The sequence below is a fragment of the Lactobacillus sp. M0390 genome (assembly GCF_016102085.1).
GTDB lineage: Bacteria > Bacillota > Bacilli > Lactobacillales > Lactobacillaceae > Lactobacillus > Lactobacillus apis.
Genome location: NZ_JACFPH010000003.1, coordinates 152,947 through 175,633 on the forward strand (window position 1 = coordinate 152,947; position 22,687 = coordinate 175,633).

Annotated in this window: 19 protein-coding genes, 2 pseudogenes, 1 riboswitch and 1 other annotated feature (1 of these 23 cut by a window edge); of the genes and pseudogenes, 13 read left to right on the forward strand and 8 right to left on the reverse strand. The window is 37.0% G+C overall.

All coding sequences use genetic code 11. The features are described from left to right. Positions 1 to 177 (forward strand) — a binding site (T-box leader) (it extends 65 nt beyond the left edge of the window). A 59-nt stretch (positions 178 to 236) separates the two neighbouring features. Next, complete coding sequence (asnA, locus tag H3R25_RS07120) at positions 237 to 1,250, forward strand: aspartate--ammonia ligase (RefSeq protein ID WP_122034085.1); 1,014 nt, start codon at positions 237 to 239, stop codon at positions 1,248 to 1,250. A 121-nt stretch (positions 1,251 to 1,371) separates the two neighbouring features. Here the strand turns inward: asnA and H3R25_RS07125 are convergent, their stop codons facing one another. Beyond that, positions 1,372 to 2,013, reverse strand: a complete 642-nt coding sequence (locus H3R25_RS07125) for a hypothetical protein (RefSeq protein ID WP_198194714.1) — start codon at positions 2,011 to 2,013, stop codon at positions 1,372 to 1,374. A gap of 230 nt (positions 2,014 to 2,243) precedes the next feature. On the opposite strand from H3R25_RS07125, the gene H3R25_RS07130 reads away from it, so the two are divergent. Together H3R25_RS07130 and H3R25_RS07135 are read left to right on the forward strand one after the other, a co-directional pair. Beyond that, the gene (locus H3R25_RS07130) at positions 2,244 to 2,948 is read left to right on the forward strand and encodes an NAD-dependent protein deacylase (protein ID WP_046305875.1); all 705 of its coding nucleotides are present in this window, start codon (positions 2,244 to 2,246) and stop codon (positions 2,946 to 2,948) included. 121 nt (positions 2,949 to 3,069) lie between these two features. After that, positions 3,070 to 3,843, forward strand: coding sequence for a TerC family protein (locus tag H3R25_RS07135; RefSeq protein WP_198194716.1), 774 nt, complete (start codon positions 3,070 to 3,072; stop codon positions 3,841 to 3,843). Here the strand turns inward: H3R25_RS07135 and H3R25_RS07140 are convergent. After that, a pseudogene (locus H3R25_RS07140) lies at positions 3,844 to 4,203 on the reverse strand (DUF488 domain-containing protein). 45 nt (positions 4,204 to 4,248) lie between these two features. Between H3R25_RS07140 and H3R25_RS07145 the strand changes: the two are divergent. From H3R25_RS07145 to H3R25_RS07165, 5 genes and pseudogenes are all read left to right on the forward strand, one after another. Further along, on the forward strand, positions 4,249 to 4,881 hold the full coding sequence (locus H3R25_RS07145; RefSeq protein WP_198194719.1) for a DNA-3-methyladenine glycosylase: 633 nt from the start codon (positions 4,249 to 4,251) through the stop codon (positions 4,879 to 4,881). 104 nt (positions 4,882 to 4,985) lie between these two features. Next, a riboswitch (Lysine riboswitch) is annotated at positions 4,986 to 5,161 on the forward strand. 111 nt (positions 5,162 to 5,272) lie between these two features. Next, positions 5,273 to 6,892 (forward strand): ABC transporter substrate-binding protein/permease, encoded by a 1,620-nt coding sequence (locus H3R25_RS07150; RefSeq protein WP_198189064.1) that lies wholly within the window; start codon positions 5,273 to 5,275, stop codon positions 6,890 to 6,892. Then, positions 6,892 to 7,641 (forward strand): amino acid ABC transporter ATP-binding protein, encoded by a 750-nt coding sequence (locus tag H3R25_RS07155; protein ID WP_198183768.1) that lies wholly within the window; start codon positions 6,892 to 6,894, stop codon positions 7,639 to 7,641. Before H3R25_RS07150 ends, H3R25_RS07155 begins: the two co-directional genes overlap by 1 nt. Before the next feature lie 152 nt (positions 7,642 to 7,793). Next, positions 7,794 to 8,006, forward strand: a pseudogene (locus H3R25_RS09065) (NUDIX domain-containing protein); the annotation flags it as partial. A gap of 110 nt (positions 8,007 to 8,116) precedes the next feature. Further along, entirely contained in the window at positions 8,117 to 8,518 is a 402-nt protein-coding gene (locus H3R25_RS07165; RefSeq protein WP_198183766.1) for a hypothetical protein, read from the forward strand. A gap of 87 nt (positions 8,519 to 8,605) precedes the next feature. On the opposite strand, the gene H3R25_RS07170 is transcribed toward H3R25_RS07165, so the two are convergent. Further along, positions 8,606 to 9,928, reverse strand: a complete 1,323-nt coding sequence (locus H3R25_RS07170; protein WP_198194721.1) for a replication-associated recombination protein A — start codon at positions 9,926 to 9,928, stop codon at positions 8,606 to 8,608. 161 nt (positions 9,929 to 10,089) lie between these two features. Between H3R25_RS07170 and H3R25_RS07175 the strand changes: the two genes are divergently transcribed. Together H3R25_RS07175 and H3R25_RS07180 are read left to right on the forward strand one after the other, a co-directional pair. After that, positions 10,090 to 11,613, forward strand: coding sequence for an SLAP domain-containing protein (locus H3R25_RS07175; RefSeq protein ID WP_198194723.1), 1,524 nt, complete (start codon positions 10,090 to 10,092; stop codon positions 11,611 to 11,613). A 197-nt stretch (positions 11,614 to 11,810) separates the two neighbouring features. Next, the gene (locus H3R25_RS07180) at positions 11,811 to 13,334 is read left to right on the forward strand and encodes an SLAP domain-containing protein (RefSeq protein ID WP_198194725.1); all 1,524 of its coding nucleotides are present in this window, start codon (positions 11,811 to 11,813) and stop codon (positions 13,332 to 13,334) included. Between the two features lie 57 nt (positions 13,335 to 13,391). Here H3R25_RS07180 and H3R25_RS07185 read toward each other — a convergent pair whose 3' ends face one another. Then, entirely contained in the window at positions 13,392 to 15,227 is a 1,836-nt protein-coding gene (locus tag H3R25_RS07185) for a BspA family leucine-rich repeat surface protein (RefSeq protein WP_198194727.1), read from the reverse strand. 180 nt (positions 15,228 to 15,407) lie between these two features. On the opposite strand from H3R25_RS07185, the gene H3R25_RS07190 reads away from it, so the two are divergent. Beyond that, positions 15,408 to 16,931 carry an SLAP domain-containing protein gene (locus H3R25_RS07190; RefSeq protein WP_198194729.1) on the forward strand — a complete coding sequence of 508 codons (1,524 nt, stop codon included), beginning with the start codon at positions 15,408 to 15,410 and terminating at the stop codon, positions 16,929 to 16,931. Positions 16,932 to 17,000: 69 nt separating this feature from the next. Here H3R25_RS07190 and H3R25_RS07195 read toward each other — a convergent pair whose 3' ends face one another. From H3R25_RS07195 to H3R25_RS07210, 4 genes are all read right to left on the reverse strand, one after another. Next, on the reverse strand, positions 17,001 to 18,941 hold the full coding sequence (locus tag H3R25_RS07195; protein ID WP_198194731.1) for a BspA family leucine-rich repeat surface protein: 1,941 nt from the start codon (positions 18,939 to 18,941) through the stop codon (positions 17,001 to 17,003). Between the two features lie 41 nt (positions 18,942 to 18,982). Next, the gene (locus H3R25_RS07200) at positions 18,983 to 19,909 is read right to left on the reverse strand and encodes an HNH endonuclease signature motif containing protein (protein ID WP_198194733.1); all 927 of its coding nucleotides are present in this window, start codon (positions 19,907 to 19,909) and stop codon (positions 18,983 to 18,985) included. 110 nt (positions 19,910 to 20,019) lie between these two features. Beyond that, a complete protein-coding gene (locus H3R25_RS07205) occupies positions 20,020 to 20,160 on the reverse strand; it encodes a hypothetical protein (RefSeq protein ID WP_090094091.1) in 141 nt (46 codons plus the stop codon). A gap of 190 nt (positions 20,161 to 20,350) precedes the next feature. Further along, complete coding sequence (locus tag H3R25_RS07210) at positions 20,351 to 20,713, reverse strand: iron-sulfur cluster biosynthesis family protein (protein ID WP_046305846.1); 363 nt, start codon at positions 20,711 to 20,713, stop codon at positions 20,351 to 20,353. Between the two features lie 191 nt (positions 20,714 to 20,904). Here H3R25_RS07210 and H3R25_RS07215 point away from each other — a divergent pair, with 191 nt between their 5' ends. Next, a complete protein-coding gene (locus H3R25_RS07215) occupies positions 20,905 to 22,005 on the forward strand; it encodes an SLC13 family permease (protein WP_198194735.1) in 1,101 nt (366 codons plus the stop codon). A gap of 112 nt (positions 22,006 to 22,117) precedes the next feature. Next, positions 22,118 to 22,687, forward strand: coding sequence for a LemA family protein (locus tag H3R25_RS07220; protein WP_046305843.1), 570 nt, complete (start codon positions 22,118 to 22,120; stop codon positions 22,685 to 22,687).

Here is a 22,687-nt window from a genome sequence, read left to right on the forward strand (position 1 = left end):
CTAGCAGACCCTGAATTATCGAAAAACACTTTGAGCTGCACACTGAAATGATTCCAAAGTAGGTGGCGCCGTCTCCAGTACGTTACCACGCTGGTGAAGCATGATTGTGCTTCATGAGTTGGTCCGAATTTCGGACAATCTAGGTGGTACCGCGGAAAAAAGCCTTTCGTCCTTGTTCTATTAGAATAAGGCGAAGGGCTTTTTCTTTGCTTTAATATTTTTTGGAGGTAAACAACATGTCCTTAATTTTGCCAGAAAAATACCAACCAACTCTAACTATTCGTGATACAGAAGCAGCAATTGTCTTCATCCGCGAACGATTCCAAGAAGTCTTAGGACAAAAATTACATTTACAAAGAATGTCGGCACCACTTTTTGTTGAAAAAGATACCGGATTGAACGATAACTTAAACGGGGTTGAACGACCAGTTGCCTTTGATGCAAAAGATCTACCTAAAGATGATACAGTTGAAATTGTCCATTCACTTGCCAAATGGAAGCGTATGGCGTTAAAGAAATACGGCTTTGGTATTCATGAAGGTCTTTTTACCAACATGAACGCTATCCGTCGCGATGAAGATTTGGACAACTTCCACTCAATTTACGTTGACCAGTGGGATTGGGAAAAGATCATCGCCAAAGAAGAACGGACCGAAGACACATTAAAAGAAACGGTTAGAAAAATCTTTTCAGCAATTAAGCAAGTAGAAACTGAATGTGCCGAACGCTATCCTGCTTCTACCTACCGACTCCCAGAAGATGTTCACTTTGTTACTACGCAAGAACTTGAAGATGCCTGGCCAGACTTAAGTCCTGAGGAACGCGAAGACAAGATTGCGAAAAAAGAAAAAGCTGTTTTCATTATGAAAATCGGTGATAAGTTAAAGCGTAGTGGTCAACCACACGATGGCCGTGCTCCTGACTACGATGACTGGGCATTAAACGGTGACTTAATTTTCTGGTATGAGCCTCTAGGTCAAAAACTTGAAGTTTCTTCAATGGGCATCAGAGTCAGTCCTGAAAGTCTCCACGAGCAACTTGAAAAAGCTGACTGCCTTGACCGTGAAAAATTGCCTTTCCACCGTCAACTACTTAAAGGTGAATTACCTTACACCATTGGTGGCGGAATTGGTCAATCTCGTTTATGTATGCTCTTACTTGGTAAAGCTCATATTGGTGAGGTTCAGGCAAGTGTTTGGCCAAGCGAAATGCTCAAAGAGTGCGAAGAACATCATATTCAACTTCTATAATTAAATTGTAAAAGCCCCTAGCTTGGAAAATTCCACCTAGGGGCTTTTACTATATCTTAAATTAATAACCGAACTGAAGTTACGTGCTTTAAAAATTGCACTAATAGATCCAGCTTCTAGCCTATTTATCAATTGTTAGTGCGGGAAGATAAGTGTACGGATAATCGCCATCGTAATTAAGCCAGGCTTTTAACTCCTTAATTGATTTCAGAGCAATTTTTCTGTTATGACCATGAAGCTTCTTTGCCTCCGCTTCAGCCTGTTTCAATGAAACCTTTTTCCCGTCAGATTTTTGATCCATAGCCTTTGTTTCAGCCTTAATCAATTTCTTTAAAGCTTTTTTCTTAGCATCTACGTGATAGAAGTTTCCATTGACTAAGCTAATCCAGCCTTGCTGCTTTCCACTTTGGTCAACAAGGTGGCCCATAATTTCTACCTTTCCCAAACCAAATTCTGTAATCTTGAACTTGGTCTTCTTTTCCGCCATTTTTTCAACCCAGTCCTTATTGTATGGTTGAACATCATACTTAGAAGAATTAGGGCATTCAGGATATACAATGGCCTTTGGTGAAAGTACAAACACATAGCCATCTTTTGCCAAACGTCCTGCAGGCACATAAGTTATATCGGGTTCTTTGACCTGATTAGTTTCTACTGGCTGCTCCGCACTAGCTGCTTTTACTTCAATTGAATGACCCAATATTGTAAAAGAAGAGAAAACGGCTACTGAACATAGAAGGTTTTTCAAAAATTTATGTTTCATTTTTTGTCCCCTAAATTAAAATTAAATAATAAATTACATAATTTTATTTTACATTTATTACAAAACCATTTCAATATTAACTACTTATTAGTTACAAATAAATTACAAAATATTAATTAACCGATAAGTGTATAGTCAATTTCCCCTAAGCTTTTGTTCATTAAGAAGTTAATCTTCGCAGCTAAAAGCAGTATAGTAGATGGGAACAGATTTTTAGAAAGGACATAAACATGATTGATTCAACCCAAATAACAGAACTTAAAGATGATCTTAACCAGGCACAACACATTACTTTTTTAACAGGTGCTGGTGTTTCTACCCACTCAGGTATTCCCGACTACCGCTCAAAAAACGGGATTTATGATGGAGTTAATGAAAGCCCTGAGACCATTTTAAGTGAGGAAACGCTCTATCAGCGACCTGAATTTTTCTATCAGTTTGTCATGAATAATATGTATTTTCCTGATGCCCAACCTAATAAAATTCATCAAAAAATTGCGGAACTTTGTAATGAAAAAGGCGACCTAATCACACAAAATGTTGATCACCTTGACCATAAGGCAAATAATCACCATGTAACAGAATTTCATGGTAGTTTATATGATATTTACTGTACAAAATGTCGTCAGCCAGTTTCATATCAAGAATATGCTAACTCTTTCCGCCATAAAAATTGTGGCGGCATCATTCGTCCCGGTATTGTCTTATACGGTGAGCAAATCGACCAAACAAACCTTTCTAAGTCAATTAATGCTATGAGCATGTCAGATCTAATAATAATTTGCGGCACCAGCTTTGTAGTCTATCCTTTCGCTCAGCTTCTTTCTTACCGTCAGCCGGACGCAAAGGTTTGGGCAATCAATAAAACGGCTATTCCTGCTGCAGGCATTTCCGCCATCATCGGTGATGCACTGGATGTTTTCCAGCAAATCTAAGTCTATAATTTATTTCACTTATTAGGAGCACTCCTCTTACCTTGTGGTAAAATACTAGCAATTGTTTAATGCGTGAACTGATTATTTATTCAGTTTGAGCACTTAGAAAAGAGTTTTTTAAATGTCAATTATTAAAATGTATGCTCCATTTTTTAGTGCTAGCAATTGGCTGCATGTTTTAACCAGTGGCAAGGACTGGCTAATCATTCTGACACTTATTTTAATGGAATGTCTGCTTTCAGTTGATAATGCAGTTGTTTTAGCCGCACAGACTAAGATATTACCCACCAAGAAAGAGCAAGAAAAATCGCTATTCTATGGTATGTGGGGAGCCTATATTTTTCGCTTTATTGTAATCGGAATTGGCACTTACCTAATTAACTTTTGGGAAATTAAGTTAGCGGGCAGTTTATACCTGTTTTACCTAGCCTTTAAGTTTTTCTACGATCAGCGTCATCCGCAAAAAGCGCAAGCTGAAGAAAAAGCCGAAGGCGAAAAAATTGCACAGCATTCACCCAAAAAAGGCAAACACTTTTTATCACTCTTCTGGCGAACAGTTATTTCAATTGAAGCAATGGATATCGTCTTCTCAATTGATTCTGTTTTGGCTGCACTAGCCGTCTCGAGTAATCCAGTTGTTGTTTTAATTGGTGGCATGATTGGAATTTTATGTATGCGGGGCGTCGCCGAAATAATTATCAAATTAATGGATATTATTCCTGAATTGCAGCCAATGGCCTACGTCCTGATTGCAATTATCGCCTTAAAACTGCTTGTTTCATTACCACCACTTCACTATGAATTACCAAACACTGTTTTTGCAATCATTGTTTTTGGTGTCTTAATTATCACAATTGCGTTTCACTTTTTACGGCTTAAAAAGCATGGTCGTTAACTATAATTGAGAAATAATTTTTTCTTTGAGCGCAACTGCCTGGTTATGCTCTTTATTTTTAGCACCGTACAAAAACAACACGTCTTGTTTCGGCAACTGCTGTTTCACTAAGGACACAAACTCGGCCATGGCTGAATTTGCTTCAAGTTCTGCTAGATACCTTTGCTTAAATTGCATAAATTTACTATCATCATGATTAAACTACTTGCGAAGCTCTTTACTGGGTGCAAGTTCCTTAGCCCAAACATCAAGGCTGGCATCTGTCTTGCTTATACCTCGTGACCATAATCGATCCACTAAAATGCGATACCCCGCAGGCTGCTCTTTTTCATAAATTCGAACTAATTTTATCTGATTCACTTTATTCACCTCTTTGTTAAATCTAGTGTACTACTCAAGGAAAAAATGGATTATTCAACTTACTTTACTAATCACTCAACTGAAGAAATTAGTGCCGATCTACTTGGTCGGCCATTAACTTATAATGATGGCAAACGCACTCTTGGCGGTTATATTGTCGAAGCAGAAGCATACTTAGGAAAAAAAGATCGTGCAGCACATTCTTATGGTGGTCATCGTAGTCCTGCAAACGAAGGTCTTTATGGCCGCGGCGGAACAATCTATATTTATGCTCAACGACAATACTTCTTTTTCGATGTTGCAACTCAAGCAAAAGATGAACCACAAGGTGTCTTAATCAGAGCAATTGAACCTGCCTGGGGAATTGAACAAATGATCAGTAATCGCTCAGGCAAAGACGGAGTTTTATTAACAAACGGCCCCGCTAAAATGATGCAAGCTTTTGGCATTCATGATAAAAATTGGGATCTACATTTTTTAAGTGATTCACCCTTTGCAATCGACTTAAATGATCAACATCAAAAAAGACCGCAAGAAATTGCTAAGAGTGCCCGCATCGGTGTCAACCAATCTGAATTGGAATGGGCAAATAAGCCATTACGTTTTTTTGTTGCCGGCAATCCATATGTTTCGCGAATGAAGAAAAATGATTATCGTGCTAATAATGGCTGGCAATAAGTGCTAATTTTAAATATAAAAACTGGTAAGAGTACACATTTGATTTATAGCTGTTGACAAGTTAACCTTTTTAGCCTATCCTGTTGATTAAGTTAAATAATTTCCAATGCAATAGAGGTTGCGGTAATTACGAAACTAATCTGAGTGAACGAACACAATGAAGATTAGTGTAAGAGTTATCGCCGAAACAAAAGTGCTATTCGCTTTAACACTTTTGTTGGGCTGCAGGAGAAGATCTTGCAGACTGTCCTAGTTAATACTGGGGAGCGCTATATGATTTGTCTAAAATATGATCAATTATAACCTCGTTGTTTTGTAAACAGCGAGGTTTTTATTTACGCTTTTTATTGTATTGGCTTTATTTGAAACAAATTTCTCGGAGGTTTTCAAAATGAAGTCAAGAAATAAGTGGATTACCGCTCTAATCACGGTGATGCTTAGTTTCATCATTACAAGCAATTTTGGTATTACACAAGTTAATGCCAAAAAAGATGATGGTGAACTAAAGGTAGCAATGGAGGCCAACTACCAACCATATAATTGGACTCAAACTACAGACAAAAATGGTGCGGTGCCAATCGAAGGCTCACGCACATATGCCAACGGCTATGATGTTAAAATCGCAAAAATAATTGGTAAACAATTGCATCGTAAGGTTGTTGTAGTCAAGACTGAGTGGGATGGTTTACTTCCAGCTTTAACCAGTGGCAAAGCTGACCTGATTATTGCCGGAATGAGTCCAACTGCTGAACGTGCAAAAGCGATTAATTTTACTAAACCATATCGAAACAGTACTTTTGTTGTTATTACTAAAGTCAATAGTAAATACGCCAACGCTAAAACGCTAAACGATTTTAAAGGTGCTAAGTTAACTGCTCAGCAAGGTACTTCGCACTATGCACTAATTAAGCAACTTAAAGGTGCCAAAAGACAACCAGCAATGCGTGACTTTGCTGCAATGCGTCAAAGCTTAATTTCTGGTACCATTGATGGCTATATTGCCGAAGATACCGAATCAACCTCATTTAAAATGGTTGACCCTGACATCAAGGCAATCCCAATTAGTAAAATGGCAGGTTTCCGCATTTCTAAAGAGGATTCAACTACTGCAATCGGCATCGCCAAGCCAAACAAGGATTTACTCAAGCAAGTTAACCAAGTCTTAGCTACTATTCCAAACTCTGAAAGAACCAAGCTAATGACTACCGCCATTTCACAACAACCAAAAACTGATGAAACTAGCAAGAAAGGTAAACAAGATCCTTGGCTCGTCAGTGTTTGGAAACAATTTGGGGGCATGATTTTAAGTGGTATTGGTATGACCCTTCTTCTTGCTTCAGTTGGTACGATTGCCGGTTTCTTCATCGGTCTTTTCGTTGGTATTATTAGGACTATCCCTACCCCAACTAGCAGAGGTAAAAGATGGTTTTCGAAGTTTATTAACTGGCTTCTATCCGTTTATATTGAAGTTTTCCGCGGTACCCCAATGATGGTACAAGCAGCCGTAATTTATTATGGAATTGCTCAATTCTGGCACATCAATATCGATCGTACACTTGCTGCATTAGTAATTGTTTCGATTAACACAGGCGCATACTTGGCAGAAATTATTCGTGGTGGAATTATTTCCACTCCAGAAGGACAATTTGAAGCTGCCAGCGCATTAGGAATGACCCATAACCAAAGAATGTGGCATATTATTTTGCCTCAAGCTATTAAGAACTGTTTACCTTCAATTACTAACGAGTTCATCGTTAATATTAAGGACACTTCTGTTTTGAGTATCATTTCAGTCTCTGAACTTTTCTTTGTCGGTACAACAATTGCCAGTCAGACCTTTAAGTTCTTCCCAACTTACCTGACAATTTCAGCTATCTACCTGATTTTAACCTTTACAATTACCAGAATCTTTAATCTGATTGAAAAGCACTTGCAAGGAAACAAAAACTACAACTTAATGGCTAATCAAGTTCAAGTAGGCACAGCTCAGGATATGGAGGCCAAAAAATAATGACTGAATCAAATGAAACTATTTTAAGCTTACAGCATTTGCAAAAAACTTTTGGACAACACCAGGTGTTACGCGATATTTCACTTGATATTAAAAAAGGCGAAATCGCAACTATTATTGGCCCGTCAGGTGGTGGTAAATCAACCACTTTACGCTGCATTAATTTACTGGAAGAGCCCACAGCTGGTGAAATTCACTTCCACGGTGAAAATGTCCTTGAGCAAAACTATAATCGTAATATTTACCGTGCTAAAGTTGGGATGGTTTTCCAACAATTCGATCTTTTCGAAAACAAAAATGTTTTAGCTAATTGCATGGTTGGCCAAGAACTCGTCTTAAAGCGTTCCAAGGACGAAGCACGTAAAATCGCCCTTGCCAACTTAGAAAAAGTTGGGATGGAACAATATATCAACGCCCGCCCAAGTCAACTTTCTGGTGGACAGCAGCAACGTGTTGCCATTGCTCGTGCTATTTCGATGGATCCCGAAATTTTATTATTCGATGAGCCCACAAGTGCTCTTGATCCTGAAATGGTCGGTGAAGTTTTAAGCGTTATGAAAAACTTAGCAACAACCGGTTTAACGATGATTATCGTAACGCACGAAATGGCATTTGCTAAAGAAATTTCTGATAAAATGTTTTTCATCAGTGACGGAGTAATTGCCGAGCAAGGTAACCCAGACCAGCTATTTAATCATCCACAAAACGAGAAAACAGCGAAGTTCTTGAGTAATTTTCAAAACAACTAACTTTAAATAAAAAGATGTTCCAAAAAATGGAGCATCTTTTTATTTTTTAATTATACTTTGTAAAAAATCCCTATAGCGTGTTAGTCAATTCTAACAATGAAATATTATTGCAAAAACGCAGTGATTTTAAGCGTTAGGGTTTACCAGGTGTAGCTTTAGAGTTTGGCGAATCGGCTGAAGATGCCTGCAAACGTGAATTTCGCGAAGAAGCCGGACTAGAAGTTACAGTCAAAACTCTTCTTGGTGTTTCTACCAATCAAATTCAACACTACCCTAACGGTGACATTGCTCAAATTTTATATAATATATACAAAGGTATTTTATTTAGAAATAATTACATTATCGCTGCTCTATATCTTGCTTAATTACGTTTGACAAAAATCTATTTCTATTATTATATATAGATAATAGAACCCATCTTTTATATTAGCTGGTTAAACCAGTTTCTTTTACCTTATCAACAGGAGAAAAATTCATGAAGAAAAACGGCTACAAAATCAGCACCTGCGTTCTCGCACTTTTACTTATCGTAACATTAGGCTTTTTGCTCTATACCACTAGAAAACCGCCTACCATTTATGGTGGTTTTACTAATACTGCAACACCAGGAAATGCTTTAAATCCTCATGTAGAAATTTCCTGTGGCACGAAACCCAAATATGCCATATACGTAGACGGACACAAATTTGAAAGAGGCACTTATAAACGTGTAAGTAACAGCACTTTTACCTTAAAAGATACAGATGGCAAAGAGTCCGGCGTCGTTTTCTTATCAAACAATGGCTCTTACTTGTATCATTCCAAGCTAAAGAAAAAGCTGATTAATATTAAGAAACTTCCGGGTAAACCTACTGAAGAACCTATAAATATCCACTAAGTTAAAAGTATAAATGTTATTAGTTGTAACAAAAAAGGTATTAGATTTATGATCTAATACCTTTTTATATACTCTCTTAGTCTCGCCTTAATCATCGTTTTCTCTGTGCCATTCTTTAATCTGCTCCAGCCTCTTTTTAAAGCGGTCTTCATGACCTTGCGAAGTTGGCAAATAATATTCATGGCCTTCTAAACTCGGCGGCATAGTTTTCATTGTCGTTAACTTGTCTTTAGCATAATGAGCCAATTGGTAATCTTTGCCATAACCTAGGTCCTTCATTAACTTGGTTGGTGCATTGCGAATCTGTAATGGCACTGGTTCATCAATCGTCTTTTTGACATCATCTTCAGCAGCTAATCTAGCTTTATAAACCGCATTTGACTTTGGCGCAAGCGCCAGATAAATCACTGCTTCCGTCAAATGCACATCACATTCAGGCATCCCTAAAAACTGACAAGCCTGAAAAACATTGATAGCTACATTTAATGCATTAGTATCTGCCAAGCCAATATCTTCACTGGCAAAGCGCACCAATCTGCGAGCAATATATAGTGGATCTTCTCCACCTTCAAGCATCCGCGACAGCCAATAAATTGCCGCATCTACATCGCTGTTACGCATCGACTTATGAAGCGCTGAAATAATGTTGTAGTGCTCCTCACCGTCTTTATCATACAAGACTGACTTTTGCGTGACTAACTGCGACAAGCTATCCATGGTTACACTGACCATATTGCCAGTTTTATGACCATTTAAAACCGCCATTTCCAGCGTGTTCAATGCTGTTCTCGCGTCACCGTTAGCAAACTTGGCAATTGCTTTAATTTCTTGGTCGCTAATTTTAACTGACAGCTTGCCAAAACCATTAGGATTGGCAAGCGCATTTTTCAATAACTTAATAATGTCTGCAACTTCTAGAGGCTTTAAAACAAACACTTTACAGCGTGATAGCAAAGCCGAGTTGACTTCAAACGAAGGATTTTCAGTAGTAGCTCCAATCAAAGTAATACTGCCACGCTCAACGTAGGGTAAAAATGCATCTTGTTGTGCTTTATTAAAGCGATGGATTTCATCAACGAAGACTAGTGTCTTTTGCCCCATTTCGTGTTCTGCTTCAGCTTGCTTCATAATTTTACGAATCTTGGTAATACTGTTATCAACCGCACTAAAATTAAAAAAGCTGGCCTGACTTTGCCTAGCAATAATTTCTGCTAAAGTTGTTTTCCCAACTCCCGGTGGACCCCAAAAAATCATTGAAGAAACTTGATTATTATCAATAATTTCCCGCAATATTTTTCCTGGTCCCAAAAGTTGTTCCTGTCCTACAAATTGATCTAGATTTTGGGGACGTACACGGTTAGCTAATGGCTCATTTTCACCATTATTTGCAAACAATGATTCTTGCTTCATTATTACATCTTCTTTATTTACTTCTAAACACTTACTTACCCTAATTATACAAGTATTTGTCCGCTAGCAAAAATAAAAGAACATTGGTTTGCTCTAACTTTATTAACTAGTCCACGTTATAATTATATTGGGTACAACGTCACATATAATAAAGTGAAAATATGAAATTTTTTAAGAAAATTGGTCTTGGTATAGCCGCAGCAGTATTAACAATTAGTCCACTGCTGCCAAGTCTAAATCATGTTCAAACAGTCCAAGCTGCGCCAAAAACACAAAAATTAGCTAAAAACAGAATTACTTTAGTTAATGACGCACCCGTATATAATCAATATGGTCAAAGACTTAAAGCAAGAAAAAGCGGGAATTATTCTGTAATTGAAGTAGATGTTAATGGTTTCTGCTATGTTTCCTTTTTTGATGTCGACTCCTTAGATTATTACGGCACAATAATGATTAATGGGCAAAAATACTATAAAATTGGTCAAGGAGAATATATTAATGACGGTGATGTCAATAACGTTAACGGCAAAAGCTCTAAGACCGGTAAGCTGGTTTTGAATCACAGATCTGCAATCTATACTAAAACCGGTAAACTAAAAGGCGAAACTCTACCAGTCAAATCTGTCGTTAACTATCAGGGGCAGGTTAAGCAAACTCAATCCAAGCAAAAATATTACTTTGAAAAATTTAACGTTTCTGAGCAAAAGGCAACCTTTTATTATTTGCCGACAGAAACAGTTAATGGTAAAGACTGTTATGCAATAGGGAAAAATCGTTATATTAGCGCAAATAACGTTGATAGCATAGATGGGTATCCTCTTATGTATAATGGCGTTACTTATGCTACTGTTCTCAAAAAGACGTCAACTCAAACATTAGCCAATGATTCTACTAAGCACGTTCTAAAAAAGGGTCAAAAAATCAAAGTTGATTTAGCGGTTGCGCCTTGGGCAGAAGACTTTGAAGGCTATATCTATCGCCTGCACGATTATCCTAACGAATATGTTGGTCAAAGTTACATTAAATTGAGAAACTATTTGCCAACATCAAGTTACGATGAACTTACATTCACCTATGTAAGGCCTAATACTACGACAAATACTAAATTCTATAATTTTAACGGTACTCCAACAGGTATCAGTTACAGGAACCGTGAGCAAAACCTCTTGACCGTTGATGGTCTTTATTACTTATGGGTACCTAGCGAAAACAAAGCAGAACTGTTTTATCACTTTTTAACCTACAGAATAGACAGAAGCTATTTTGTTAATAACGACGGCACTGACCTTAAAAAACCAGAGTTTGATAAAAGCAATAAACTAATTGAATCGACAGAAGATAAGATGCGTTATACTAACAGCTTCGTCAAAGCTAGTGAAGTTACTTTTGCAAGCGGAATTAAACTTACTCCTCTCAATACTGCTAAAGATGCTGAGAACGATCAGAAAGTAGCAACAAATAAGGATAAGCAAGAATTGCAAAGAAAATTTGAGGAAAATAAGAATAACAAGAATGTTAAGTGTGAGCAACAAAGTGCAGTAAGTAATTATAATAATGCTTTGATGATTGCTTCTTCTATTTTACAATCTCCAAAAGCAACGATTGCACAAGTAAAACAGGCAATTTGGCTACTTGACACAACCAAAATTCAATTAAGTACTTTAAACTTCGCTGAATGGAGTTAAATTAAAAAAATGGAGTTAGTCCACCAAATAAGAGTGGTTTAACTCTATTTTTATTACTTAATTTGAAAACTAACTAAATCACGCGAAAATATTGAAAGCCACGCAAAAGTTTAGGTAATTTATATAATAAAACCATTTTAAATATCAGTTTAGGGTACAATGATATTAACTTAAGAGATTTTTTGTGAGGTCATAAAATGAAATTTTTCAAGAAAGTTGGCATTGGCTTAACAGCCCTGGCCCTATCCACCACTCTATTTTTGCCATATACCGCTAACCCCCAAACAGTAGAAGCAGCTCAGAAAATCAAAGGAAAAGTCACGCTGCTTGAGAGCGATTATGTTTACAACCCGTCAGGCCATAAAATAAAATTGAAGCAAAATCGGGGTACACATAGCTATAACATTCCTAACGGCTTTAGCGCTGATCCCCAAGGCTATTTAACTACAGAAATGATAGTTTATGATGATGACAGTAGAACCAGTTATCCCTACTACGGCACTAAAAAAATTAACGGACAAAAATTTTACTACTTAGGGCATAACTATTACATTAATAGTGCTAATGTTTTAAAAGTCAATGGGCGCAATATCACACAAGGTAAATTGACTATCAAACACGATGCACTGATTTACACCAAGACTGGCAAAACAACGGGAAAGAAACTAAGAACTAATACAGTTGTCAAGTACCAGGGAAAAGCTAAGACTGCTACTAAAACACCCAAATATTTTTACTACCTTAAGGATGTCGCAAGGTACTTCCAGCCTAAATACGTATCTACCCACAAAATAAAAGGAAAATATTTTTACTCTTTAGGACATAATAGTTACATTAAAGCAGCTAACGTCGGCTACATTAATGGTCACATTGCTCGCTACAACGGTGTTTCGTCAGCGACTGTTCTTAAGAACACTGCCAGCATAACGGTAAATTATTCTGCCGTTAAACGTAAACTGAAAAAAGGACAGAAAATTAAACTTGATTTAACTGTTATTCCTTACCAAAATGATGGCTTTGAGGGTTATCTTTACAGACTGCACGACTATCCGGATGAATATGTTGATGAGAATGATGTTAAATTGAAAAAGAATTTGCCTATCATTGACTATCGCGACTTAGTTTATACTTACGTTACGCCAGTGACAGACAACAGCGCTGAACTTTATGACACAGCTGGCAAGACAATTGGTAAACGCATTATAAAGCCACAATACAGTAATCTGAAAGTTGATGGCTTAATGTATCTCTGGGTACCCGAGGAAAATAAGGCGGAACTGTTTTATCATTGTTTAAATTACAGTGACGCTAGTGTGATTGATGCCAACCAACCAAACCCGGTGCCAAATTCAGAGCCAACTTACCCTGCAAAAAAGCAAGCACTAATCTATGGCAATAACTTTATTAAGGTGAACGATGTGAGATACATCAGCGGGTTAAAGCTTAAAGCCCTGAATACAATTGCGCAGGCTGAAAATGGGCAAAAGATTGCGACAGGAGCTGACAAACAGGAACTGCTCACACTTTTTAATGAAGGAAAAGATCTAGCACAAAATAGCGCTTATCATGATCTTATGTCTAATTATGATTGTGCCTTAAGAAACGCTTCTGCTATGTTAAGGTCTGATAAGGCAACTGTCACACAGGTAGATGAGGCTGTCTGGTATGTTAAAACCGCTAAAAAGCAGCTGACAACTATGTCTACTCCGCCGGGTGATTAATTTTTTAACATAAACAAAAAGACTAATTCGTAATTAAAACGAATTAGCTTTTTTGTATTATTTAAGTTTGAACTCTTTAGGCAGCTGCGCCTTTTTGCCATTATACATGACATAAGTTTCTTTAGGGCTCTTTTTAGCCGAATGGTTATACAGTTTAAGTAGCTGCTTTGCAGTATACTTTTTGCCCTTAGGCTTAGTAATTGCACCTTTGCCAACAGCTTGAATATGTTTAAATCCTTGACCTACTCCTGAAGTCTTACGTAAGCGATAATGCCCGAGCTTGACAACAAAGCCTTTTGGATTACCAGCATTCTTCAAAATCTGACTATTATGAATATTAAAATGACTTAAATCAACTCCAGCGAGTTTTTGATCATTAGCAAACATTTCCGTTGAATCATACATTTTTGGTAACCGCCAACCACGCAGATCAACAAAAACAAGATTATCACAGTCCATAAACATTTGGCTAACTCTGGTAACTTGGCGTGTATCCCAAGTATGCAGGTCAAGCTGCTCAAGACTTTTTGCGCCCTTAAACATTCTAAGCATATCAGTAACGTTGGTAGTATTAAAGTGTCTCAAGTCAATGTCTTTTAGACTGCTGTCGCCACTGAACATTGAATTCATCCAGCGTACGTTCTTGGTCTTCCAACCCGTTAAATTGAGTTTGGTCAAAGAGCTGTCCCCAGAAAACAGCGAGATCATATTAGTAACGCTACTGGTATCAAAACTACTTAAATCCAAACTAGCAACAGTCGGATTGTGGGCGAACATTTTTTCCATATCTTTAACTTTACTAGTATCAAAGTGACTGAAATTTAGCTGATCTAAATGAGCGAATTTTGCAAACATTCCCGACATATCTGTAACATTACCAGTATTAAAGCCACTTAAGTCAAGTTTAGTTAAGTCAGAACACCCTTGAAACATACTTTTCATGCTAGTGACGTTTTTGGTGTTCCAATTAGCTAAATCCAGATGATTGATGGCACTACCCGAAAACATTCTCTCCATATCAGTCACTTGACTGATATCAAAACTACTCAGATCAAGACTTGACAGATTTTCGGTACTGAAAAACATTCTAGACATATTTTTAACTTTACTAGTGTTAAAGTGCTTAAGATTTAGTTCAGGAACTTTTACTTCAGCAAACATACCAGCCATGTTAGTGACATTACTGGTATCAAAATTAGCTAGATCAAGTTCTACCACCTCGCTATCCGCAAACATCTCTCCCATATCGGTCACTTGGCTGGTATCAAAACTTTTCAGATTAAGATGTTTCATCAGGCTGTTTCTAAACATACCACTCATATTTGTGACTTTACTTGTATTAAAACTGCTCAAATCTACTTCTGTTAATGCCGTGTTGTCAAACATTCGTTCCATGCTAGTCACTTGACTGGTATCAAAGTGACTAACATCAGCTTTAGTTAGGGCTTTGTCATTGACAAAAAGCAAAGACATATTTGTCACCTGACTAGTATCAACTTTATCGAGGCCCGTAATATCCTCCAAATGCTCAAGACCGGCAAACTTTTCTGCCGAATTCGGAGCCATTTTAACCGGCGTTTCAAATACAATATGCTCAATATTGCCAGACCAGTTAAACTGCTCTAAAAACGGTGTGCTTGATAATTGACTGCTCTTTTGCGGACCACTAATCCGCAGGGTTCTGCTAATAATGTCATATTTCCATGTGCAGCCACCATCAGTGCCAGTCCAAAGACCGGCATCAGATGGCAAGTCAGTCGCACTAATTGGGACAACAGTAGGAGCTTCTGCTGCAGCAGCTACAGTTAAATTGGTTTGCACCGTTACGACTAAACCTAATGCCATTGCTGCAATGCCTATCCCTGTCTTTTTGACTAAATTGGGTAATTTCATCTTGACGCCTCTTTTCTCTTACTCTAATTATAAGGGTATTTTGTTCAAAACTAATTAATAATTTAAAACTTAAGTTAAACTTTGCCAGACTGTTATTCTTTTACTGTAAGACAGGTATTATTCTACCTATATATTAAGTTATAATAAATTTAATAGAAAGGATTAGTAAGGAGATAAATCATGAAACTAACAAAAAAGATTGAATTGGCTATGACTGCTTTGATTTTAGTTACCACTCCATTTCTAACTAATTTTAGCCAAACGCAAATAGTTGCCGCTGCTAAAAGCAGTAAAGTGGCCGCAAAGGGGAAAATCACGTTAATCTACGATGCCCATCTCTATAATAAATATGGTCATAAAATTAAAAATAAGAACAAATATCTGCCTTATGCTGACGATGATGTCAATGGCTATAAGTACATTCCAGGATTTAATGCAGATGTTATGCAATACTACGGCACCAAAATAATTAATGGTCAAAAATTCTATAATATTGGTAGTGATTGCTACATTAGTATGGCTGATATCAAAGAAGTCAACGGTAAAAACAGCAAAAAAGGCAAATTGGTTTTAAATCAAAAATCAGCCGTATACACTAAAGCCGGTAATAAGAGCGGTTATACTTTACCTAAACGAGCCATTGTTAAGTATCAAGGCGCAGTTAAAGAGGCCAAATCAAAGCCAAAATACTATTATAGTAAGTATTATAAATCAGATGACAATGAGCATTATTTCTATCTTCCACTTACTAAAATTAAGGGCAAAAATTATTATGCAATCGGACAAAACCATTATATCAAAGCCAATAATGTGACAAGTCTTGATGGTTACCCCCTAATTTATAATGGTGTCACAACAGCCACCGTCTTAGAAACGACAGCAACCCAAACTATCAAAAATCAGAAAACAAAACGTATTTTAAAAAAGGGACAGAAAATAAAAGTTGATTTAGCTGTTAAGCCTTGGGCCGAAGATTTTGAAGGCTATATTTTCCGCCTGCATGATCATCCTAACGAATACATATATGAAAATTATATCAGTTTGAGAAACTACTTACCTACTTCCGATTACCTTGCTCAAGTCTGTAGTTTCGTTAAATCAAAGGCTTCTACAAATGTTAAGCTGTATGATGTCACAGGTAATCCTATTGGGGTTAGTTTTAATACTGCAGAGCTGTCTGCTTTCAATGTTGATGGCTTATTCTATATTTGGAATAAGGCTGAAAACAAAGCTGAATTGTATTACCATCTTCTAAGCCGCAGCTTTAACAGAAAAGACCTCAACAATAATGATGGAACGCAATTAAGCAGTCCTACAGATGATGAAAAGACCAATGAGAATAGTTTATCTACGACTGAAAAAATAATTTCCGTTAACAGTTTCGTTAAAGCTAGCGATGTGAACTTTTATGACGGTATAAAACTTTCGCCTTTAAATACTCCATTAGAAGCTGAACAGAAACAAAAAATAGCAACTGACAACGATAAAGCACAGCTACAGAAAGCCTTTGATTCTGAGCAGCAAAATGATACTGGCAGTAGCCGCCATGCTGGGCTTGCACTTGGTTATGACTATGCTTTAGTCAACGCAGCTGTTGTTTTAAGATCAACTAAAGCAACATTGGCACAGGTAGACGAAGCACTTTGGCTATTAGAAACCACTAAAACACAGATAAAAACTTTATACTTCGAAGATTTTAGTTAAAGTTTGCTAGAAAGACAAACTAAAAAGGATTAGTTCAGAAATGAGCTAATCCTTTTATTTTGCTAAAAATTAAAAATGAAATGATTTTGGCAGTTGCGGCTTTTTGCCATTATACATGACGTAGGTTTCTTTAGGGCTCTTCTTGGCAGAATGACTATAAAGTTTTTGTAGCTGCTTTGCAGTATACTTTTTGCCCTTAGGGTTTCTAATTGTTCCTTTGCCAACAGCTTGAATATGCTTAAAGCCTTTACCCACTCCCGAACTCTTGCGCAACTTGTAGTGTCCTAACTTGACTGCAAAGCCATTAGGATTACCAGCTTTTAGCAAAATTTGACTATTATGAATATTAAAATGACTAAGATCCACGCCAGTCAGCTTTTTATCATGATAGAACATTTGCGTTGAATCATCTAGCTTGGACATTTTCCATCCACGTAAGTTAACGTATGTTAGATTAGGACAATCCATAAACATTCTAGCAGTTTCAACAACTTTACTCGTTTTCCAACCATGTAAGTCTACAGTTTCCAATTTGGTATCATTTCTGAATAGGTCAATCGTACTGTAAAGATTTTTGGTGTTCATTTTGCCCAAATCGACATTAACTAAATTTTTATCGTTTCTAAACATGTTGCCCATATCCGTCAAACTCTTGGGGTTCCATCCCTTCAAGTTTATTTCAGCTAAAGCTGTACAGTTTCTGAACATATTGAAAGTGCGCGTAACTTTGCGAACATCAAAGTGACTAACATCAATTTTCTTAACATTTGCGACTTTTTCAAACATACCAACCATATAAATGACATTGCGGGTGTCCAATTTACTTAAGTCCAGTTGATCAAGATGGTTAAAGCCGGAAAACATGCCTGTCATATCCTCAACCTTACTGGTATTCAAATTGCCCAAGTCGAAATCTGTTAGGCTATTCATATTTTTAAACATATACTGAGTGTCTGTTAAGTTACGTGTATCCCAGCCAGTGGTATTTACCTTTACTAAATCAGATGAGTCAGCAAACATATACGCCATTGTTGTTACATTTTGGGTGTCGAAATGGCTTAAATCAAGACTGGTTACTTTTTTAAGCTTCTCAAACATGCCGTTCATTTTAGTAACATTGTGAGTATCAAAATTACTCAAGTCTAAATCAGTTAGGCTGTCATTTGCAAACATCCCACTCATATCTGTCACTTTCTGCGTGTTAAAGTTTTTAAGATTAAGTTGTGTAACTTTAGCATCCGCAAACATTTTGGCCATGTTAGTTACGTTACTGGTATCAAAGTGGTCTAAGTCCAATTGATTGGCAACAGTATTGTTAAACATATTTCCCATATCGGTTACTTTGGATGTATTGAAATTCTTCAAATCCAACTGGTTGGCCTTTGCGGATTCAAACATGCTGTTCATGTTCACTACATTTTTGGTATCAAAGTGACTGACATCTAGTTCGGGCGCTCCTAGACCAAAAAACATTTGGCTCATATCAGTTACCTGGCTAGTGTCAAAGTGGCTGACATCAAGATCAGTTAAGTTCGAATCACTTAAAAAGAGCTTTGACATATTAGTTACTTTACTAGTATCAACTTTGTCTAGGCCTTTGATATCTTGTAGTGAACTTAATTGAGCAAATTTTTCTTTTGAATCAGGTGCCAGCTGTACCGGATTTTCAAAAGAGATGTGTTTAATATTTCCCGCCAAACTGAGCTCTTTAGTAAAAGGTGTGCTGGAAAGTTGTGCACCTTTAGCACCACTAATAGTCAATGTGTTAGTAAGAACATCATATTTCCACGTGCAATCTCCATCTGTACCTGTCCAAAAGCCCAGCTGAGTATTAGCAGTATTTGTGTTAGCCAGTTGTGTGCTATCGGTTTTATCATTTGCAGCAGGTGCAGTAGCGGCCGCAAAAACATGCGAGACAAGGCCGCTTCCACTCGTCATTCCTAAGAGTGCCAAAGCTACACCAATGCCTATTTTTGGTAGATTAGTTCGTCTTACTTTTTGAAATTTCATATTTTATTCCTCCTCTTACAACTTATTTTAGTCCTTTAAAATCAAATGATATCGTCTTTTTCCTTTTCCTGGGCTAATTTCCAGCCTGTCATAAAGTGCTGTTCACGTAAAGAACGCAACTCGTTATAGTCACTATCCAGGCTATCAATTGCATCCTGCAACTTTTTATTTTGCTTACGCATCTGATTTAGTTCTGGATCATTGACCACACCCTTAAGATGCATTTTTGCCGCTAATTCACGTCTTTTTTGTTCAAACTCTCCTTTAAGTGTTGCCAATACATTTTCATACTTTACCAGCTTCTGGTTGACTTGGGGAATCTGGCTGTTCAGCTTAACAAACAATTCATAAGGCATATTTGACTTAATTCGATTACATTCCTGACAAGAAAGAATTAAATTATCGAGATCATTATTGTGTGAAAGTGAAACGGGGTCCTTATGATCAACACTGCGTCCCCTTCGGCCACAGTATTGGCAGCGGTAATGGTACTTGGCCCGAATACGCTCACGATCAATATAGTCGACTTCATTAAGTTTAAAATCAACACTCAAGCCCATTTTTTCAAGGTTTTCGGCAAAGGTTAATTCAAGGCTGGGAAGAAAGTCGCTTTTTCCTGTTTCACTGTCAATTATTGCTTGATTAAACTCGGTTCGTTTAAGCTGCTGTTGGGCCAACTCATTTCCATCGTAATCTTGGATAAAGGCCTCATAACGTTTTCGCTGATCTTTTTTGGTCACCAAAAAAGCGGCCTCTTCATCATCTTCTGTTGTTTCATTTTTGCCAATAAAAGTATAGAGCAGTCCTTGGGCAAAAATTGCAACCGCCATATTGGCAAAGTCCGCTGGTTCTTTTCCACTTTGAATACAGATATCACAAATGCTGGTCAATTGTGGATTCATTAACCCCGCTTGTTTAAAGTGTCTTGAATTGATGCGCAATCCGCATGCACTGCATTGAAATTTCACTTTACCACTGCTCCTTTTGGCTAAATGCTTCTTAAGTCAATTTTACCCCAAACTATGGTAAGAAAAAAAGCGGATCACAATTGATCCGCCTTTATCGTTTTTATTTCAGACTATTTGTTTTCGTCTGCTTTGGCCTTGTTCAAGAAAGCAACAACTGCTGCTACGTGAGCAACACGCTTCTTACCGTTTTTCTTGTTCTTAGGTCTTTGGTTTGGTTCACAACCAGTGTTGTAATTTTCACCTTTACGCATAGTACTATACTTCCTTTCAGATTTTCGAAAATCTCATTTAGTTTACCACGTAAGGCTCAAGCAGGCAAGGATGCTTCTTTAAAAGTAACTTATTACCATTTATTTTTTCACAAAAACAAAAAGACAATCTAAATTAGACTGTCTTTTCGCATTTAATTAAAAAGTTTTAGCGTATTAGTTGCCATTATTTTTACTTATTATATTCATTAACTGTGACAGCACCGTCAATCACGCCGCCATCGTCTGCAAGACTCATTGCTGCATTCTTTTCATCAACAACTAAGTCGTTACCTAAGTATTGCATTTCAGCAGGACTAGTATATAAATCAAGGCCTGCATTGTTCTCAACTTCAATTGTAAAGTCAGGGTCTTTTTGATCCAAAATCACAAATTGGAAACTTGAACCAACGGTGCATGTACCACCAACGTCAGAATATTTATTAGAACCATCATTCAGTGATAACAAAACTACCTGGCCATCTTTAACTTGGCCCTTAATCTTATCTGCAGCTTCAGGTTTGATATTTACTTTAACAGTTTCTGAATTACTCATAATAAAATTACCCCCTAATCTTTGTCTGTTTCCCTAAGTATAGGGTATAGTAAGTTGTGAAGTCAAAAATTATGTTTATTAATCTTGCAGCCTTTTTGCTAGCCAAAAATATATATTGCGAACACAGAAAAAAAAGCTCAAAATAGACTTATTGACTTTGGATGATTGTAATGTGTGAAAGGGGACATTTTATGACCGTCTTAAAAAAAGTTTTTAGTGACCGCATTTTGCAAATTACTGCAGTGGTGACACTGATAAGCCTTTTTTTCGCTAGACCACGTCTCGAAGACATTAATTTACATACGATTTTTTCTGTAGCTGCAATGCTAACTATCATTCAAATCTATGCTTACTTGCATGTTCTTGATGTTTTAGCCTATAAATTGACTAGTATTGCTGATAACATGCAGAAATTGAATATCTTGTTCACCTTATTAGCAATCATCTCTGGAATGTTCTTAGGTAATGACATAACTGCTCTTACCTTGATTCCACTATATTTAAATATTGCCAAAAGATGCGATTTACCACAAATTTTGCCGGTTACGTTAATTGGCATGGGCGCAAATATCGGCGCCGCGTTTACGCCATGGGGTAATCCACACAACATTTTTCTTGTCAGCAAGTACTCTGTTAATGCGCTTGAGTTTTTCTCGTGGTCATTGCCATTACTACTTTCTGCTTTGGTGATCGCATTCATTATCTTTCACTTTATTCCGCGCACCAAGATTCCAGTTCAAGATATTAAACAAATTGATATTAGTGTACGACCAACTGTTATCACTACCGCAGTTTTCGCTCTGTTCTTTTTGGGTGTCTTTAAAGTTATCAATGTAGTAATTCCAATGGTTGTTGCGATTATCTTGGCTCTACTAATTAATCCCAAAATTTTACTAAAAGTGGATTACGCGCTATTACTAACTTTTACCTGCTTTTTTATTTTCATTAGTGATATCCAACAAATTCCAATCGTCGTTAGTTTAATTCACGCAACGGTGAATTCTGAAACTTCTACCTACTTTACTTCCATCCTCTCAAGCCAAGTCATCAGTAACGTACCTGCAACTATCTTAGTCGGTAAGTTCACCACTCACGCCAAGGCACTGTTTCTAGGCTCTAATATCGGTGGCTTTGGCTCACCAATTGGCTCAATGGCTAACATGCTAGTACTCAAGACCTTTACACAAAATGCCTCAGTTTCACGCGGTGATTTTTTTAAAAAATGGATTGTGATGCAGTTCGCCGGTTTGCTTATTTTGACTTTAATTGGCTGGGTACTGCTCCTAGTTTAAAAGTTAATTATTTATTAGGTTTTACCAGTAAACGCTGTGTAAAGCCTTTTTTTATATTCAAGTGCACAGTTATCAGTTATAATTAACTAATATTATTCTAGGAGGAAAAACAATGTCTAATCTTACCTTAACAATTTGGATAGCAGTAATTATTGTCGTATTAATATTGGCAATTTATATCGCTATCTACAATGGCTTGCAAAAAGCCAAAGTATATACTGACGAAGCTTGGAGTCAAATTGATGTTCAGCTAAAGCGTCGTAACGACTTAATTCCTAACTTAGTTGAAACCACCAAAGGTTATGCTAAGCATGAAAGTGAGACACTAGAAAAGGTAGTTCAACTGCGTAATCAATTAACTAACATTCCTAGTGATGATCACGCTGAAACTTTAAAGGTATCGAATCAGCTTTCAGATAGCTTAAAAACTATTTTTGCTTTATCAGAAAACTATCCTGACTTAAAAGCAAACCAAAACTTTGCTAAATTGCAAGAAGAATTAACTAACACTGAAAACAAAATTGCTTATTCAAGACAGCTTTACAACTCATCTGCTGCTCTTTACGATCAAAAGCTATTAACCTTCCCTTCAAATATTGTTGCTGGAATCCACGGCTTCAAAAAGGTTGATTACTTGCAGACAGCCGAAGCTGAAAAAGAAGTTCCTAAGGTTAAATTTTAG